General features: G+C 31.1%; 17 protein-coding genes. 13 read left to right on the plus strand and 4 right to left on the minus strand.

Annotated elements, in window-relative coordinates; translation table 11 throughout:
- Positions 1–228: 228 nt before the first annotated feature.
- The 7 genes from RT412_RS08275 to RT412_RS08305 all read left to right on the plus strand — a co-directional run bounded on the left by RT412_RS08275 (position 229) and on the right by RT412_RS08305 (position 8,576).
- A complete protein-coding gene (locus RT412_RS08275) occupies positions 229–936 on the plus strand; it encodes a GGDEF domain-containing protein (protein WP_313371081.1) in 708 nt (235 codons plus the stop codon).
- Positions 937–1,012: 76 nt separating this feature from the next.
- Positions 1,013–2,707, plus strand: a complete 1,695-nt coding sequence (locus RT412_RS08280; protein WP_313371083.1) for a HAMP domain-containing methyl-accepting chemotaxis protein — start codon at positions 1,013–1,015, stop codon at positions 2,705–2,707.
- A 10-nt stretch (positions 2,708–2,717) separates the two neighbouring features.
- Positions 2,718–3,623 carry an HD-GYP domain-containing protein gene (locus RT412_RS08285; protein WP_313371085.1) on the plus strand — a complete coding sequence of 302 codons (906 nt, stop codon included), beginning with the start codon at positions 2,718–2,720 and terminating at the stop codon, positions 3,621–3,623.
- 309 nt (positions 3,624–3,932) lie between these two features.
- Positions 3,933–4,256, plus strand: coding sequence for a hypothetical protein (locus RT412_RS08290; RefSeq protein ID WP_313371093.1), 324 nt, complete (start codon positions 3,933–3,935; stop codon positions 4,254–4,256).
- 85 nt (positions 4,257–4,341) lie between these two features.
- Positions 4,342–4,968, plus strand: coding sequence for a methyltransferase domain-containing protein (locus tag RT412_RS08295; RefSeq protein ID WP_313371087.1), 627 nt, complete (start codon positions 4,342–4,344; stop codon positions 4,966–4,968).
- A gap of 33 nt (positions 4,969–5,001) precedes the next feature.
- Positions 5,002–5,235, plus strand: a complete 234-nt coding sequence (locus RT412_RS08300; protein ID WP_313413239.1) for an SHOCT domain-containing protein — start codon at positions 5,002–5,004, stop codon at positions 5,233–5,235.
- A gap of 89 nt (positions 5,236–5,324) precedes the next feature.
- Complete coding sequence (locus RT412_RS08305) at positions 5,325–8,576, plus strand: penicillin-binding transpeptidase domain-containing protein (protein WP_313413241.1); 3,252 nt, start codon at positions 5,325–5,327, stop codon at positions 8,574–8,576.
- Between the two features lie 57 nt (positions 8,577–8,633).
- Here the strand turns inward: RT412_RS08305 and RT412_RS08310 are convergent, their stop codons facing one another.
- The 4 genes from RT412_RS08310 to RT412_RS08325 form a co-directional block, all read right to left on the minus strand.
- On the minus strand, positions 8,634–10,007 hold the full coding sequence (locus tag RT412_RS08310; RefSeq protein ID WP_313413243.1) for a sulfite exporter TauE/SafE family protein: 1,374 nt from the start codon (positions 10,005–10,007) through the stop codon (positions 8,634–8,636).
- A complete protein-coding gene (locus tag RT412_RS08315; protein ID WP_313370901.1) occupies positions 9,998–10,543 on the minus strand; it encodes a DUF2318 domain-containing protein in 546 nt (181 codons plus the stop codon). Before RT412_RS08315 ends, RT412_RS08310 begins: the two co-directional genes overlap by 10 nt.
- A gap of 411 nt (positions 10,544–10,954) precedes the next feature.
- Positions 10,955–11,476 carry an ImmA/IrrE family metallo-endopeptidase gene (locus RT412_RS08320; protein ID WP_313370903.1) on the minus strand — a complete coding sequence of 174 codons (522 nt, stop codon included), beginning with the start codon at positions 11,474–11,476 and terminating at the stop codon, positions 10,955–10,957.
- A gap of 78 nt (positions 11,477–11,554) precedes the next feature.
- On the minus strand, positions 11,555–11,956 hold the full coding sequence (locus tag RT412_RS08325; RefSeq protein ID WP_313370905.1) for a helix-turn-helix domain-containing protein: 402 nt from the start codon (positions 11,954–11,956) through the stop codon (positions 11,555–11,557).
- 206 nt (positions 11,957–12,162) lie between these two features.
- Here RT412_RS08325 and RT412_RS08330 point away from each other — a divergent pair, with 206 nt between their 5' ends.
- The 6 genes from RT412_RS08330 to RT412_RS08355 all read left to right on the plus strand — a co-directional run bounded on the left by RT412_RS08330 (position 12,163) and on the right by RT412_RS08355 (position 18,644).
- Entirely contained in the window at positions 12,163–12,732 is a 570-nt protein-coding gene (locus RT412_RS08330) for a hypothetical protein (RefSeq protein WP_313370907.1), read from the plus strand.
- 347 nt (positions 12,733–13,079) lie between these two features.
- A complete protein-coding gene (locus tag RT412_RS08335) occupies positions 13,080–13,529 on the plus strand; it encodes a sigma-70 family RNA polymerase sigma factor (protein ID WP_313370909.1) in 450 nt (149 codons plus the stop codon).
- A gap of 644 nt (positions 13,530–14,173) precedes the next feature.
- Positions 14,174–14,386 carry an SHOCT domain-containing protein gene (locus RT412_RS08340; RefSeq protein WP_313413245.1) on the plus strand — a complete coding sequence of 71 codons (213 nt, stop codon included), beginning with the start codon at positions 14,174–14,176 and terminating at the stop codon, positions 14,384–14,386.
- Between the two features lie 80 nt (positions 14,387–14,466).
- Complete coding sequence (locus tag RT412_RS08345; RefSeq protein WP_313370913.1) at positions 14,467–16,098, plus strand: recombinase family protein; 1,632 nt, start codon at positions 14,467–14,469, stop codon at positions 16,096–16,098.
- Positions 16,070–17,035 (plus strand): recombinase family protein, encoded by a 966-nt coding sequence (locus tag RT412_RS08350; protein WP_313370915.1) that lies wholly within the window; start codon positions 16,070–16,072, stop codon positions 17,033–17,035. The genes RT412_RS08345 and RT412_RS08350 overlap by 29 nt, the downstream gene beginning before the upstream one ends.
- Complete coding sequence (locus tag RT412_RS08355) at positions 16,989–18,644, plus strand: recombinase family protein (RefSeq protein WP_313413247.1); 1,656 nt, start codon at positions 16,989–16,991, stop codon at positions 18,642–18,644. The genes RT412_RS08350 and RT412_RS08355 overlap by 47 nt, the downstream gene beginning before the upstream one ends.
- The last annotated feature ends 154 nt before the right edge of the window (positions 18,645–18,798 follow it).

Consider the following 18,798-nt stretch of genomic DNA (forward strand, 5'->3'; position numbering starts at 1 on the left):
AAAGTGACCTAAAATTAAATGACCTTTTGACCTAATTTTCAGTTGACAAATACATTCTCCATAATAACTCCACAAAGTTCTAATATGCTAAATAATATTAAATTTATAAAAGGAGCTTTAGATTTATCAAGACATAATACAATTGAATTAACTGTTAGGATTAGTTTTATGTGTACAATAAACAGCTAATACAATCAAGTAAAATGTTATAAGGGAGGAATATTACATATGAAACTATCATTTAAATCCAGTTTATTAATAAGCATGATCTTACTTGGCTCTGGCTACGGATTATTATATCATTTTATTTTAATGCCTTTAATCAGAAATAATAATGGACTAGTAGGTTGTTTAATGCAAGGCGTTATATTTGGCTTAATTAATTATTTTATGTCAATAGGCATTTATGAAAAATATCATAAATTGCAAAATTCTAATAGAATATTAAAAGAAGACCTTAAGATTGACAAATTAACGGGACTTTTAAATAGAAGAGCATTTGATGAAGATATACGTAAGTTACACTTGCATGAAAATTATTCAATAATTTTTATAGATATAGATAATTTTAGAGAATTTAATAATAGGTTCGGACATCAAACAGGCGATTGTGTCTTGCAAAAAGTTTGTTATGAAATAAAGGATTCTGTAAGAGCAAGTGATAATGTGTATAGATATGGTGGAGAAGAAGTTGTTATCTTGCTAAAAGATTGTAATAAAAATAGGGCATTAGAAGTTGCCGAAAAAGTAAGGCTTAACATTAATAAATTAGATAATAATCCTTATCCTACAATAACGATATCGTTAGGGGTAGCAAGTTACCCAGAAGATGGTACGGAAGTTGAAGAGATAATAAAATCTAGTGATAATGCCCTTTTAATTGCTAAAGGGTTAGGTAAGAATCAAGTTTATAATTTCTACACATTGTCTCCATAATTTAATGTTAATATTTACAAGTAATGGTGAAATATATGTTTTAGATCATTATATACTTTGATTTTTGGAGGACAAAATGTTTAATACAATTCAAAAGAAACTTATAGCAGGATTTTCTCTAATTTTATTAATTTTAATTTCAAGCACAGCTTATAATCAAAAAATTTACAATGATGATAAAATGCACATCATGGAAATTAAAGAAAAAGCTATTGTAAGTTTTATTTATGCTACTGAAATAAAAAATAATGTAATTCAAGTTGGTCAATTTTTTACAGATGTAAGTGCTACAAAAAATACAGCACATTTAAAAGAAGCTGAAGAACAATATAACCTTTATAAAAGTAATTCAAAGGAACTTTCAAGTATAAATCCGGAATATAAAAAACAGTTAGATGAAATAAATATAGAGTTAGATAATTTATATTTTTATGGTAAGGAAATGACTGATATGTATATAACAAACGGTCATGAAAATGGAAATATAATGATGGATGAATTTGATAAAATGGCAGATAACATTAACTCGAAAGTCAGTGACATACAAAAGAAAATAGAATCATCACTAAATGATGATCTGATGACGTTGCAGATGCATTTGGAAATGAACCAAAAAATGTCCATTTATCTGGCAGCAATTAATGTGGTTTTATCAATAATTATAGTTGTATTGCTTTCAAGAGTAATTACTAAACCAATTTTAAATTTCTTAAATATATTTAAGGACCTTGAGAATGGAGAGGGCGATTTAACAAGAAGAATATATGTAAAAACAAAAGACGAAATGTTAAAATTAGCGATGTCTTTCAATAATTTTATGGAAAGTCTTGAGAAAATGGTACTAAACATAAAAATAAATTCTGATATAATTTCAAAAGGCTCTATACTATTGAATGAAGGCGGTATACAAGCTGCCCAAAGTATAAATCTGATAAAAAATAATACTAACAGAACAGCAGAAGATACTCAAAAAATAAACATAGCAATTAATCAGATAACCGATAGCATATTTATGATTGCACAATCATCTCAGACTTTCGCATCAGATGCACAGAATATAAATATTGAAATTGACAGTATAAACAATCTAACACAAGAAGGTGAACAGAAAGCATTAAGTGCAAAACTTGAAATGGAAAAAACTAAAGAAATATCTTTAAATACAATTGATATAACAGAAAAACTTGGAAGTCAGGCTGATGAAATAGGAAAGATTATTGACACAATAAAATCAATAACTGTACAAACACATTTGCTTGCTTTAAATGCATCAATTGAGGCTGCAAGAGCCGGACAGTCAGGCAAAGCATTTGGAGTTGTAGCTGATGAAATTCGAAATCTTGCAGAAAGTAATAATAAATCAGCTGAAAATATTGAAAATATTATATTAAATATTCAGGATATGATTAAACAAACAACCGAAGCAACTTCTGAAGTTGGTGAAAATATTGAAAAGGGCAGTGTAATGGTTGAAAATGTTCATACACAGCTTCAAAATATAATCAATAAGGTAAGCAATATTAATGATAAGGTACAAAATATAGTAGCAACTGCTGAGGAACAAAGTGCTTCCACAGAAGAATTATCAGCGACAATGGAAGCTATTAAAGAAAGTAATATGACCATCACAGCAAGTATGCAGGAAGCAGCTGCTAGTATATCTGAACAAAACGTTACAATTTCAAATTTAAGCGTAATTGCTTCAGACTTAAATACATCGTCAGAACAGTTAAAGGGATTAATTTGCAAATTTAAGTTACAAGAAGAATAAAGGTGTTTTTATGGATAATAATGAAAATTTGTTTAATAATTTTATAGTTAAAAGTTTAGTTATATTTATTATTATGACGTTGATTTTAATTGTTGCAGTAAATTCTCATATTAATATTTTCATAACAAATGAAATATGGATACAGTCTGGTAATATAAACCCTCATATAAAACAGATAACAGTTGAAATAACTATAATAGTAATTTTGGGGCTGATTTTATTATATGTTTCTTTGATGAGAATTGTATATAGTAGCTCTAAAACCCTATCATTTCAAAACAAAGAATTAATTAAGAAAAGAAATGAAATAGAATCTGCATATGCAAAACTTAACAATTCTTATAAAAACACAATAATTGCATTATCTAATTCCATTGATGCAAAAGATACTTATACAGCGGGCCATTCAAGCAGAGTTGCAAACATTTCTTTAAAGATAGGTAAGCAATTAGAATTAAATGAAGAAGAACTTAATACATTATATACAGCAGCTTTACTTCATGATATAGGAAAAATAGGTATACCTGATGAAATTCTTAAAAAGAAAGATAAACTGAATGATTATGAATACACTAAAATAAAGGAGCATTCAGCTATTGGTGCAGATATGTTAAAAGATGTAACTCCACTTCATAATATTGTTCCAATTATTTTATATCATCATGAAAGGGTTGATGGTACAGGGTATCCCTTTGGTTTAAATAGAAATAATATACCTTTAGAAGCTTTGATAATAGCTGTCGCAGACTCCTATGATGCTATGACATCAAATCGTCCATATAGGGAAGCCCTTTCAAGAGATACAGCTATAAATCAAATAATAAAATTTAAAGGAACGCAATATGATTGTGTTGTTGTGGATGCATTTATAAAATGTATTACAGAAAATGATTATAAGATGATATCATATGGTTAATAATTAAATTCAAATATTAGTTTTTAATACATTAAGACTATGTAGTCAAAAATATTCCTCTTAGCTGTAGTTGCTAAGGGGTATTTGTATTTGACAATATTTTTAAATTTTATTTTGAATATTCTTAACTGTTTATTGAGATTATATATAAAGATATAAAATCAGGAATAAAAAATTAATGAAAATAAATAGTAGCAAAGAAGCTCTTAAACAAATGATAACTGTGCTTCACAAGTTCTTCATAGTTATAGTGTAAAATCTATATAAATAAGCTTTTAATTAACTAAAGTTATAATGGAGGAATTTGAAATGAGTTGTCATGGAAATAATAAAGAAAGTAATAAAGAAAATAAAGGAACACACAATCATAGTCCAATAAAACATATGCTTCATATGATACTTTGCTGCGGTTTGCCAATATTAATTTTTGCAGCATTGCCATTTATATCAAGGGTTAGCCCTGGTGCCAGTAGAATACTGGCAGTAATTGCACCATTTATTTGTCCAATAATGATGTTAGGAATGATACCTATGATGCTAGGTGGAGACAAAAATAATAAAAAATCAAGTTGCTTTGAAGGCAAAGAAAGTAATTCTAGTACACAACTTGAATTAAATAAACCAACAGAATAAATAATAATTTAATTATAAAGGTAGCTCTTGAAATAATATTATTATTTATCAAGAGCTACTTTTGTATAGGTTTTGGGAGTAACAGATGGATAATAATGAAAAAATTCGAAAAAGATATGATAGAGCATCAAGTTTCTATGACTTTTTTGAACAGCCTATGGAAATAATGACATTGAAAAAATGGAGAACCGAGGTAATGAGGGAATTACATGGGGATGTTCTTGAAGTTGGCGTAGGAACAGGGAAAAATATACAGTACTATCCAGATAATATAAATGTGACAGCAATAGATTTTAGTGAAAAGATGTTAGAAAAGGCAAGAGAAAAGTCAGAAAAATATAATAAAAAAGTGAAACTGATTCATATGGATGCTCAAAATATGAAGTTTCCTGATAATAATTTTGATTGTGTATTTACAACATGCGTTTTTTGTTCAGTCCCGGATCCGGTTAAAGGGTTAAAGGAGATAAAACGAGTTTGTAAAGATGACGGTAAGATTATCATGATTGAGCATGAGAGAAGTGAAAATAAGGTAGTTGGACTTCTGATGGATATGTTTAATCCGCTAACACTAAATTTATATGGTGCTAATATTAACAGAAGGACTGTAGATAATATTAAAAATGCTGGATTTACAAAAATTGAGGTTACAAATTTAAAAGGTGATATCTTAAAGAAAATAATTATTCATAATTTTAAAAATAGATGTTAAATATAAAAAAAGTAATCAAATGGAGGTGGTATTATGATGAGATATGGATATGGAATGATGGGCTATGGATGGGGCTGGTTCATGATGATAGGTGTAGTTGTATTAACGGTATTAGGAATTGTAGCTCTGATTAATTATCTTCAGTTATCATCTAAGACTAATGGCCATTCAAATAACAATGCTTTAAATATTCTAAATGAAAGATATGCCAGAGGAGAAATAACAGAAGAAGAATATAATCAAAAGAAGTCTCAGCTAAAAAAATAATATAATATATATATATAAGATTCAAAAATTAATGCCAACATAAAGGCATTTCTTTTTTGTTGAATCAAAATGTAAGAGGTGCTTTATTTATGAAAAAGTTTTTAACTAATAGATATAATACTTTGCTTTTAATATTTATTTTATTAATAGGGGTTTTAGGCTACAGGATGGCTATATTGACAATTGTTGAAGGAGCTGGTTACAGAGAAATAGCAGATGTTAAAAAAATTAAGGACATACCTATCAAGGCTCCAAGAGGAAAAATATATGACAGAAACGGAATTGTTTTAGCAGACAACATATCCAGCTTTACGGTTCAAATGTATACAGATCAAATAAATAAAGATGATTTTAATCAAACATCCTATCTTTTATCTAAAATATTAGATAAAAATGCGGAAAATTCTATAGATGAATTTCCCATACTTTTGGATACGTTTGAATATAAAGAAAGTGGAATAACAAAAGATTCAAAGTATGAAAAAACAGCAAATGAAGAAGTAATAGATTTAGTAAAAGGCAATTTATATGAATGGCTTAATTACGAAAAAGTAATTTATGGAGAAAAGTATAATCCTAAAGAGTTAATATTAAAAACTTTAAAAAGGGATATAAAGGAATTTAATATTGAGCTGCTTGATGGACAGTTTGTTTTTGTTAATAATGATAAAGAACAGAAAGAAACAGCAGAAAGTACAGAGCTTAAAAATCAAATTCCATCTGAAGTAATAGTCGAAAAATTACTAAATGAAAATAAATATATGCAGGAGCTTTTTACTAATTCTAAAATTAGAAAGCTTTCTTATGAATTTTTAAAATCAAAGGATTTGGCAAATAACATTGAATTAATAGCATTCTCATTTTCATTCGATAATGAGTTTAACAACTTAAAGAGAAGCTTATCTCTGGGAAATGAAGAAATTACTGAAAGTACAACAGCAAAGGATGATTTTGTACTTCTTACTTTAAAAAATTCCCTTGATAATTTGTTGCTTACAAATTATGAATCTGACAGTGGAATTGTCATGCCAGGAAAAATAATCATAGATAAATTAAAAGAAATCTATTCTGATTTGCCTGTTGAATATTATGAAAATGGACAAACAGGCATTTTTGAATTTACAGATGAGAAAACAAAACAAAAGTATATAAATCAATATAATTTAAATCATGAAATAAAACCTATTGATTTTATCAAAGAAATGGCTGCCAAAAATTATAATGTTTTATATGAATTTATAGCAAATGGTGAAATAAAATATTATGCTCAAACGGAATTGCTTAATTATTTAAATCCACATATATCAATAGATAATTGGGAATACACTCCAATTAGGAACAAAAGAATTTGGATAAGCAATAATGTTGATACAGAAGAAAATTCAAGTAATTATACAGCTGAAGAAGTGTTTAACATGATGCGAAAGTCGTTAGGCGTTGATTCTGACATTAGCAACTATGACTTTAGGAATATGATGGTAATAAGGGAAAGATATAATAAAACAAGTTATCTTTCATATCATCCTGTAGATATAGCTTATGGAATTTCAGAAAAATCAGTTGCTATGATTGCAGAAAGAGCTCATGAATTAAAGGGAATAAATGTTGAAGTAGAACCATTAAGAAATTATCCTGAAAAAGAATCAGCTGCTCATATATTAGGTTATTTGGGTAAGATTTCACAGGAAAATGAAATTAAAGAATATATTGAAGAAAATGGTTACAGCCCGGATGATATAATCGGCAAAACTGGTGTTGAAGAAAAGTTTGAACACTATTTAAGAGGAGAAAAAGGAAAGAAAACAGTTGAAGTAAATAATGTTGGAGAAACAATAAAGTCTGTCTCAAGTCAAACTCCTATTCCAGGTGATGACTTATATCTAACAATAGATATAAATTTGCAGAAAAAAGCAGAAGAATCACTGAAAAGAGGCCTTGAACAAATACAAAAAGGCGGTGTCTTTGAAAGTGAATGGGGAAATTTTAAATTTGGGAACAGCTATAAAAATGCTACATCCGGTTCCTTGGTTGCATTAGATGTAAAAACAGGAGAAGTTTTAGCAATGGCAAATTACCCATCATATGATTTAAACATGTTTTCAACAGGCATATCAGCTGAAGACTGGAACCGTCTGCAAAATGAATCTAGGAATCCGCTGGCTCCTAAACCGCTGTACAACATAGCAATGCTTACTTCCATTCAGCCAGGCTCTACTTTTAAAATGATAACTGCATTGGCAGCACTCGAAAAAGGTGTTGACCCTCTAACTGAAATATTCTGTCCTGGAACCATAAAGGTTGGAGAAAGAAATTTTAGCTGTTGGACATATACACTTTATGGCTATGGCCATGGATGGCAGAACATGTATGAAGCAATACAAAATTCATGTAATATATATTTCTTTGTAACAATGTTAGGAGTAAATCCTGCTACAGAACAAAAACATACTGTAAAGGTAGACGTTAATGATATAATTGAAACATCAAAAAAGTTAGGGTTAGACAGTAAAACAGGTATTGAAATAGATATTCCACGAGAATCTTCTGGAGGAGTGCCAAGCATTGATGGAAAAAAATCTAGTATCAGGGTATATTTAAGGATATTTCTAGAGACTAATTTGGAACATTATTTGAAAGATGGCATTCAATTAGAAGAAGGTATGAAAAATGAAATAATTGAAGAAATAGTAAGTTGGATTGACAGAGAAGAAACAATGACAAGAACAGAGGTATACGAAAGTTTAAATTCACTAGGATTAAATCCTGATAAAACTAATGATAATAATGTGTCTTTAGTTGATAATATAAAATATTCTTTCATTAATCAAGCTCATTGGACTGCTGGAGATAATTTAAATATAGCAATTGGACAAGGTTCAAATTCATATACAGTACTTCAAATGGCTAATTATGCTGCAACTATAGCCAATGGTGGGTACAGAAGAAATGTTAGTGTCATAAAAGATGTTAAAACATACGATGGACAGAAAACAGATTATGAACTCATGCGCGAATCAGAGAGAATTGAGCTTAAAGATTATAACCATTTGGAAATATTAAAGGAAGGAATGAGGCTTGTTTCATTAGATGACAGTGCTAAGCCATACGCAAATTTTCCGGTCGAAGTAGGAAGTAAGACAGGTACTGCTCAAAAAGGAGGTATAAACCCTGAAACTGGCGAACCTTATGATGAATTTGCTTGGTATGTAGCATTTGCACCTTATGATGATCCACAAATAGCAATTGCTGTTGTTTTGTTTCAAGGAGGCTCCGGAAGATACCCTACACCAATTGCCAGAGAGGTAATTGGTGAATATTTGAAAATTAAAGGAATTAATTAAAACTAAACAGTTTATGACAAATCAAAAAGCTCATGCATTTTTATACATGAGCTTTTCTTATTTAACAGTTATCGTGCTGCTTATCATACCCATCCAGCAAGTATAGGTTATAGTGCCTGATTTTGTTGGTGTAAATTCAATTATGTTTTCGCCTAACTCAAGTTTTTGTTGCAATCCATATTCTGGTACAATAATTTCATTATTACAACCATTCAATGTTCCTTTTTCTGCCACAATAGTCCATTTTAATGGAACTCCGGCATATACGCTAATTGGCTGGTACTTACCTGATTCAAGCTTTGTTATAACAGTTTGGTAGCCATCTTTTATTACTGCATTTGATGTCTTGCCATCTTGGGATAAATTTATTCCTAGAGTTGACAACACTTCATCGGTAATATTAATTCCTGCCAGAGAAAGACCTCTGTTTCCCATTACGACACCTAATATGATAACTAATATAGCACTTATTTTCATCATCTGTTTAGTGAATCTGGCGCTTAGTATAGAGCTGAATGCACCAAATGCAAACATTACAGGCACAGTTCCTAAACTGAATAAAAGCATGGATAATGCTCCGGTTATAAAGCTTCCTGTTCCAAGCGCATACAGCTGCATAGCCTGCAACGGTCCGCAAGGCATAAATCCATTAAGCAATCCTACAATAAAAGGTCCTTTGTCGGTTTTCTTGCTGTCAATTTTATCAGTTAAAACTTTAGGCAAATGAGGCATAATTTTTCTTAAAACAGGCGTGATGCCTAACAGATTAATGCCCATGATAATCATGAAAACTCCTGCTAAAAGTGAAATTATTGATTTACCTTTAAGTGATACATTAAAAACAGAACCAAGAGCACCAACTAATCCTCCTAGAATTGTGTAGGATGTCACTCTTCCAAGGTTATATAAAAAACTTGGCTTAAGTTTGCTGGATATATTGTTGCTTTCACATCCGCCGCAACCTGCGCATTGAGATAAATTTATACCTCCACACATTGCTATGCAGTGAACTGATGTAAAAAGTCCTGCCACGAACAACATTCCATAACCCATACTTTGAGTTATTTGTGGAAAGATGTTAAACCCAACAGTATTATTAATTATTATATACAAACCTGCAATTATCAAGAAAATTAGTAATGTGGTAATACTAGATGAATCTTCATCTGATGAATCATCATCTACATAAATAACATCATATCCTGTTTTTTCTATTGTGTCATAGATTATTTCTATATCTATTTTTTCTGTATTGTATATGATATCTGCTGTTGATGAAGCATAGCTTACTTTAACGTCATTAACTCCTTCGAGCTTTTTTAATGCTTTTTCTATTTTATGTTCACAAGCTGTACAGGTAACACCGCCCAGTTTAATTGATTTTTTCTCTGATAATTTCTGCATAGTTTCTAAACCATCTTTTATTTCCAATTTGCAAAGATACCTTCTGCTTCAGCAAATAATTCCTTAGGAATTGTAATTGTAGTATCTGTCACTTCTTTCATTTCTTTAAATATTGGAACTGGGTTACATCCACCTCGTGCTACTTCAACTTCATCCATTTTAAATCTGTTACCGCAGTTTTGGCAAACCAAGACGTTGCCTTTCTGAATATAATATCCTCTGCCGGAAGAATAACAAACCTGACATGTATTAAAAGCAGTTCTTACTGTTCCGTCTGATGCCTTTACAGCCAATACTTCCATATAAGTGTCTAGTTTATCATATGCGTAGAAATTTGCTGTTTCCGTTACATCTGCTACATTAATAACCATATTACCATTTTCATCTGTTGCTGATATGGAAGTTGATTTTGGTTGCTCTGTCAAGCTTTTTTCATCATTTCCTGAATTAAAAAAAGTAAATGCTGCTATACCAATCACTATAACAGCCACAACTCCAAGAATTACATTATTGTTTTTCTTAGAAGCCTTAGTACCTTTCTTATTTTTTTGATTACCCTTCATATTATAATTTCCTTTCGATATTATTAAACTCAAAAAATATCATAATAAAACTTTGTGAAGATTTTATGGAGATAGGTTAATTGAATTATGTCAAATTTCGACAAAATACACGAATTTTATAAATACCTGATAGTTGTATTTAGTGCTTGAGGATTGTTTTCTTAACGTAATAATCAATGAGAAGTATCAAGGGTAAGGGCAGAATCAATAACTTGGCATATTGAAAGTTTACAGATGTCAAAAAATTATTGTACTGATTTTAAATGGTTTAGTGAGCATTTTATCAGCTAGTTTGTTGATATTGAGTAGATTGGTTTACTACAACTTACGTAATTAAAAACTAAGGAATTGTTAAATCAATAAAATAAAAAAATGCCTGTTTCACAGATAAAATCTGCGCTGCAGACACTCTTATTTTGCAGATACATCTTTAAAGAAATTGCTACAGGGATGGTATGGTACATTAAAGTCAAATCCCATTTTATTCATTTCTTGTATTTTTATTAAAAGCAAACTAATGTGGGAGTTAAGATTGCTTGCAATCTGAGCTACATCATAACCATCTCTTGCTAAAGTAAGAACGTCTTCATTATTCAGAAGAATATGCGCAGCGAATGCATTAGCTTCATATTCTGTAATGTTTTTTAAATTAAATAGGGTAAATTCTTTTAAGCCTTCACTTGCCAAATCTCGATGAAAAATATCATGACCAATTTCATGTGCCAGAACCATCCGCAGCATATAATCTTCTAATTTGTTATTTAGAAATATAAAGCGGTGTTTCCACTTGCATGTATACATACCAAGTAAATTATCATAGTTTCCATAATAAAGTTTAACACCAAGGTAACTTGCAATTTGCAGAACGTTGTTTGTACCAGCTTTTTGTATAAGTTGTTCCGCCTTATTAAATATTCCAAAAGAATCAATCAAATCATAACCCCCCATAAATTAAACGTATTCTATATTCCCTTAAATCATATTACTTAAAATTCATATTAATATTAACAGTTATTTGTACTTATTAGGAGTGTATTTTTTATTGTCTTCCTTAGCATCCCAATAAGCCTGCTGAAGGGAGCGCATAATGGCATCTTTATCAGATTCTGATAATTCACCACCGGCAAATAATCCACCTATTTCAGCGACTAATTCAGCAGCCTGTTTTGCACCCCGACTTCCATATTTTTCTTTTGCCTCAGTAATAAATATTTCGTCTTCAGTAAGTAAAAAGTTTATATCAATATTGAAATATTTTGCTAACTTTGAGTAAATTTCTCTTTTTTTAGGATAACTTTTCCCAGTTTCATAGCTTATAATAGTACGTAGTGATACACCGATTTCTTTGCCAAGTTCTGTTTGAGTTAGTCCTTTTTCTTTTCTCAAGTCTCTGAGTTTATCACCGAATTTCATAGTAGCCTCCACTTATGTGCAGATTAAATGCACAAATTATATTTTAATTCTATTGACAAATGCAACGTATCTTCATATAATATTAAATATGAAGAATAACTACATATAGATATTAGTTCAATCTTCACATTTTGTCAACAGAAAAGTACGGTGTGTAAAAAATTTAAATACCTTAATATGCCCAATAAAACTAACGGAGGACTATTATGAGAAAGACAAAAGCAATGAAAAGCATTTCTCTTATGTATGATGGAATGCATTTTGATGAAGAACAAGTTTTTCACAAATCAAAACTACTTCTTGAAATTTACAGAGATGTCGTATGGAAAACAATTCAAGAAGTTGATCTTGTAAGAGAAGTATGTGAATCATACTATAGCCAAGATTTAAATGTAGCACTTACTTATTTAAATGATTTTGCCCCTACTGAGCAGAAAGAAGATTTTAAAAATAGAGTATCCTATATTTTTGAAACCTCTTGGATTATAGAATTAATAGATACAGCGATGCTAAAGATTTTTGAATATCATACAAATGGGAAACTTTATCATGAAATATTATCCAAATGTTATGTCAATGCAATTTCAATGAATGAGCAGGAGATATTAGAATGTCTTTCTTTAGAGAGGACAAGTTATTATATGAGGAAAAAAGAAGCTATTAAGTTATTTGGTATAGCATTATGGGGGTATGCACTTCCTAAATATAAGGCTATTTTTATTGAAAGCGGTGAAAATGTTTTCGATAATACATTTTGCGAAGCAAATCCAGTCTAGGTGTGAACATAATGCGAACAAAATGTGAACCAAGTACGGATAAAGCGTGTACGGACTTTCAACTCTTAATACTCTATAATGTTTAATATGGGGTAACTATAAAATTAAATATTTCAAGAAATTAGCTTCGGCGTTATTTAATGTCGGGGCTATTTTTATGCCCTTTTTTAAAAATAAGGCAATTAGGCCAGAAGTAACAGAAATGTTGCTTCTGGCTTTTTCTTTGCCTATTTCTGGAGGAAAGATGAGAAAGTTGGGGCAAGGTCCGCAAATCAAGTGTAGATCTCCTCCTTTTCTGATGTTGAAACAAATGAAATTCAAACATCAGAAAACGGAGGAAATACCATATGGCTAAAGAAAAAAGAGTACCAAATTACAGAAAAATGTACCCAGAAGCAAGTGAAGAAGTAATTACTATATTAAGACAGGGAGAAAGAAAGCTTCTATATCACGAATATGATCTTAAAGTAGAGAAATTTATAGTTGATGAAGAAAAACAGAAAGCCTTTTTTATTCAAAGCAGAGAGGATTCCCTAGAACGTCTCATTGAAGCAGATGTTCAATTTTACGATGAAGATACCAATGTTGAAGAAATAGCAATTAAGACTGTTATGATTAGTAAACTTCTTGAGGGCTTAAGACATCTGACTAAGGAAGAACATGAACTGATTACGGCTCTCTTTTACGAAGGAATGACAGAAAGAGAATATGCAGAAATTAAAGGTGTATATCATAATGCAATTCATAAAAGGAAAATAAGAATATTAAAAAAGTTAGAAAATTTTTTGAAAAAATAAAATTCTAAGGTGTGCAACCCTCTTGCTTAACGTGGAAGTAAGTGAGGGGGTATTTTTATCCACTTAAAAGTACTTTGAAAATTGTATATCCGATTTCATAAATACGTTAGCTGATGAGCCTGAAAAAGGGCAAGCGACAAAGGTAGATGCGCCAAGACCACCTGTAAAATCAGAACCTTAATCCATGTAAGTGGATTTTTTCGCTTCTGATTTTATAAAAGCGGCCAAGTTAAGGTGAGAGCGGACCCATCTGACCTTAAAACAATATTGTTGTAACTTCTGTTACAAAAAGTTCGATTGTTTCGCAATGACCTCATCAGCCTACAATGATACTTCTGCCCAGCCACAGACATCGCAATGGGGGCAGCCTGCGGAGATCCCGGAGGAGGTGAGAGTCCTATGATGAAGTTTAACTTTACTTCAGTTTATGAAATTGCCCTATGTTTTGTTTATACAAGACTTTTGTACTTGGGAAGTAGTGTCAAATAAAGTACAAACAAAAATGAAGAAAACTGACTTAATGTCAGAAGCAATGGGGATTACTTTATTTTTTTGGTTTTCGCATTAGCGGATAATTCAGCAAAGTAATCCCTATTTTTGTGAGATTAAGTATGAATATAGATGACATAGAAGGAGTCTGAAAAATGGGATTTGATATATATAAAATTGGAGCAGAAGCTTCGAAAGAGTTTGAGATGACAAAGGAGCAAACTAAGCAGGAAGTTCAATATAAGATGGCTCAGAAGATGTTGAAAATACTACTTTACAAAGGTATTGTCACAGAAGTTGAATATGAAAAAATAGACGATTTGAATATACAAACTTTTTCACCACAGCTTGCAAAAGTATATGTGTAAAACACTTGCTTTCTAATGAAGTTTGGAGTATTGTGTGTTGCTAACAAGGGAATTAATTCCCGGAAAGGAGAAGAAATCATATGGCTAAAAATGTAATGAAAATAGAGCCTGTAAGACAGAAAGTATTACATGAATTAAGGCCTAAGAAAAGGGTATGCGCCTACTGCAGAGTTAGTACTGATTCTAATAAACAACATACTTCCTATGTTGCTCAGGTTGAATATTATAAGTCCTATATAGAGAAACGAGAAGATTGGGAATTTATAGGCATTTTTGCTGATGAAGCTAGAAGTGGTACACAGGTTAAAAAACGTGATGAATTTATACGAATGATGAAAGAATGCGAAAATGGAAATATTGATATCATCATCACTAAATCTGTTACCAGATTTGCAAGAAATACTATTGACAGTATTGAAGCCATAAGAAAATTAAAATCTCTTGGCATCACCGTATATTTTGAGAAAGAAAACATCAATACAATGTCAGAACAAAGTGAGCAAATGTTAACTATTTTAAGCTCTTTAGCACAAGGTGAATCAGAAAACATATCGACAAACAGCCGCTGGGGAATTCAAAAAAGATTTATAGACGGAACATTTAGACTTCCCAGTGTAGCCTTTGGATATAACAGAGACGATGAAGGCGAATTAAATATTAATGAAAATGAGGCAGAAATTGTTCAAAGGATTTTTCAAGAATATTTAAGTGGCAAAGGAGTTTATGCAATTGCAAGAGATTTAACAGAAAATAATGTACCAACTATTAGAAGTGCTGAAAAATGGAATGATAATGTAATAAATCAAATCATAAAAAATCCGATATATGAGGGTGACTTGATTTTACAAAAAACTTATACAACTGATGGCCTTCCTTTCACGAGAAAAACTAATCGTGGGGAGAGGCCTCAATTTTTAATAAGAGATAACCATGAACCAATTATCACCAGAGAACAAGGTGAAATGGTGCGAGAAATCTACGAATACAGAAGAAACCAAATGGGGATGGATTACAAAGGTAAATACCAAAATAGGTATGAATTCAGTGGTAAAATTATATGTAAAGATTGTGATGGAATTTTTCGAAGACAAAAAATATATATAGGAGAACCCTTTGAGAAAGTACAGTGGAGCTGCAAAACACATATTGAAAATAGTAAAATATGTAAGACAAAGCCAATAAGGGAAGATATCATCAAAAGTGCATATCTTGCGATGTGGAATAAACTTGTAAGCAATTACACTTTAATCCTGACTCCTTTACTCGAATCTCTTAAAAATTTAAGAACCAATAAGGAACAGGAAGTAGAAATAGAAAAATTAAATAACAAAATCATGGAATTAACAGAGCAGAGCCATATCCTCAGCAGAGTAGTGCAAAAAGGATATATGGACTCTGCTATTTTTATAGAAAAACAAAATGCAATTAATATTGAAATTGAAGAAACCAAGAAAAAGCGAAACAGCTTGCTTGACAGTAATGGTTTTGAAAAAGAAGTTGGAGGAACAGAACGGATACTAGAAATTATAAGGTACAATCCTGATTTAATGGATGATTATGATGAAAACTTATTTACAAATACGGTAGATAAAGTATTAATCGGAAGTGACCGAGCAATTACATTTAGACTTATTAATAACCTTGAACTTACAGAGTATACAGATAAAGGCGGTGAAATAGATAATGCAAAGTCATATGCCTATTGGATATAAGATGGTAAACGGGAACATTGAAATTGATGAGGAACAAGCAAAAACCGTAAAGACGATTTTTGAAGAGTATACAGAAGGAAAATCAATGCTGGCAATAGCAAAGGAACTTACTGAAAAAGGAACTCTTAATGCAAGTAAAAAAACAAACTGGAATCATGGATCAGTGGGTAAGATACTGCAAAATGTCAAATACATGGGAGATACATACTATCCAAAGCTTATAGATGAATCAGCTTTTGAAAAGGTACAGATACAAAGAAAAGAACGAGAAATTAAGCTTGGAAGAACAACGCTTCAAAATACTATGAAAAAACAATCGGTTTTTAACAGAAAAATATTATGTGGTGAATGCGGAGCTTATTATAAGGTTTATGCAGAACATGCTGGAAAGAAATCAGAAAAGAAAAAATGGAAGTGCAAAAAGTATCTTATAAATAACAAGGTTAGCTGTAGAAACCTATTTTACACCAATGAAGAATTGAAAGATATTTTTATAGATGCGTTAAATGAACTTATACAAAAAAAGTGGATGCTTGAAAAAAAGGAGAAAAAAGAACCACTAAAAATGAGCTATGAATTAAGGCAGACAGAAAACCGAATAAAGGAACTTGAACAGGAAGAAGAATATTCATCTCCTGAACTTGCATTACTTATTTTTAAAAGAGCAGAGATTATGTATAACTGCTTAAAGGTAGATGATTATAAAAATAATACCGAAAAAATAAAAGAGGCTTTACAAGATAAGCAAATCATAACTGAATTTGATGAAGAACTCTTTGAAACCATAATAAAACATATCACCGTGTATCAAGATGCAAAAGTAGAGGTTGAATTTATAAACGGAATTATAATAAAAATGGACTTAGAATACAAGCGAAAGGATGAAAAAGATGGCAGTAGCAAAAAAGACGGTAGCAATCATACCACCACAAGTTAAATATGATAAGCATGTAAGAGTAGAACAAAAAAAATTAAAGGTAGCAGCTTATTGTAGAGTTAGTACATTACTTGAACAGCAAGAAGGCAGTTATGAGGCACAAGTAGATTATTATACTGAGAAGATAAACAGTAACCCAAACTGGAAATGTGCCGGAATATTTGCAGACGATGGAAAGAGTGCAACTCAAACCAAAAAACGTGATGATTTTAATGCCATGATAGATGCTTGTATGGCAGGGAAAGTAGACTTAGTGCTAACAAAATCCGTCAGCAGATTTGCAAGAAATACCGTAGATGCTCTCCAATTTATCCGTAAACTGAAAGAAAAGAATATACCCGTTATTTTTGAAAAAGAGGGTGTTAATACAATGGAGAGTGGAGGAGAACTGCTTATAACCATCCTCAGCAGTCAAGCCCAAGAAGAAAGTAGAAACATCAGTGAAAATACAAGATGGGGATTAACAAGAAGATTTGAAAATGGAATAATATCCGTAAATCATAAAAAATTTTTAGGCTATACCAAAGATGAAGATGGAAACCTTATTGTAGTACCTGAAGAAGCAGTAATCGTAAAAAGAATTTTTCGAGAATACCTGAAAGGTAGTAGCATTTTACAAATTGCCAAAGGGTTAGAAGCTGATGGAATTAAGACCGTAACAGGATTAGAACATTGGCATCCAGGAACAATAAATAATATGCTCTCAAATGAAAAGTTCTGCGGAGATGTATGTATGCAAAAGACTTATACCATAGATTTCCTTACTAAGAAAAAAGTAAAGAATGAAGGGTATGCACCTCAATACTATATAGAAGATAATCATGAAGCTATTATCGCCAAAGAATTATTTCATCAAGTACAAGTAGAAAAAGCAAGACGGGCGAGTCTTAATAAAGCTGCCGTTACAAGGAAGACAAATAAAGCTAAAAAGGAAAAAAGTAAATACAGTTCCAAATATGTACTTACTGATCTAATGGTATGTGCAGAATGCGGTCATGCTTATCGCAGACAGACCTGGTCAAAATACGGAAAGAAATCAGCAGTATGGCGATGTGAAGACAGGCTAAAAAATGGTACAAGTTCAAAATGCAATAATTCCCCTACTTTAAAAGAAGAACAACTTCATGATGCCATAATGAATGCCATCAACGATGTAGTAGAAAATAGTGGTGATTTTATAGAAACATTTAGAGAAAATGTCATTAGAGTCATAGGAAATTATAGTACTGAAGGAATTACAACCGAGTATGATGACCAAATTGATGTGCTTCAAAAACAAATGCTAAAGCTTATCGAAGACAATGCAAAACAAGGAGCTGTAAGCGAAGATTTTGATGAAGCCTACAGACACATATCAGAACAGATTAATGAGCTTAAAAAGGCAAAAATAAAGCTTGTACAGGCACAAAAACAAGCAGAGAACTACAAGCAGCGAGTAGAAGCATTAGACAAAGCTATGACCACGGTAAACCCAAAGGTACGGGAATTTGATCAAGAACTTGTTAAAAGGCTGATACAGAGCATCCGAGTGCATAAAGGAATGAAGGTAGAAATACAATTTCATTCTGGAATTGTTATGATGCAGGACGTTGATTATTACGAAGATTAAAAGGAAGGCGAACTAGTGAACTTTTTTATATAATTTAAACTAGCCGTAACTGTTACATCAGCAGTTGCGGCTTTTCTATATTAAGAGGGTTGAATCTTATATTAAGCTGGTTTTGTTACAAAATGGTAATTTAAATATTTCATAGCTAAATGTA

It is taken from the genome of Sedimentibacter sp., assembly GCF_032080165.1.
Lineage (GTDB): Bacteria > Bacillota > Clostridia > Tissierellales > Sedimentibacteraceae > Sedimentibacter.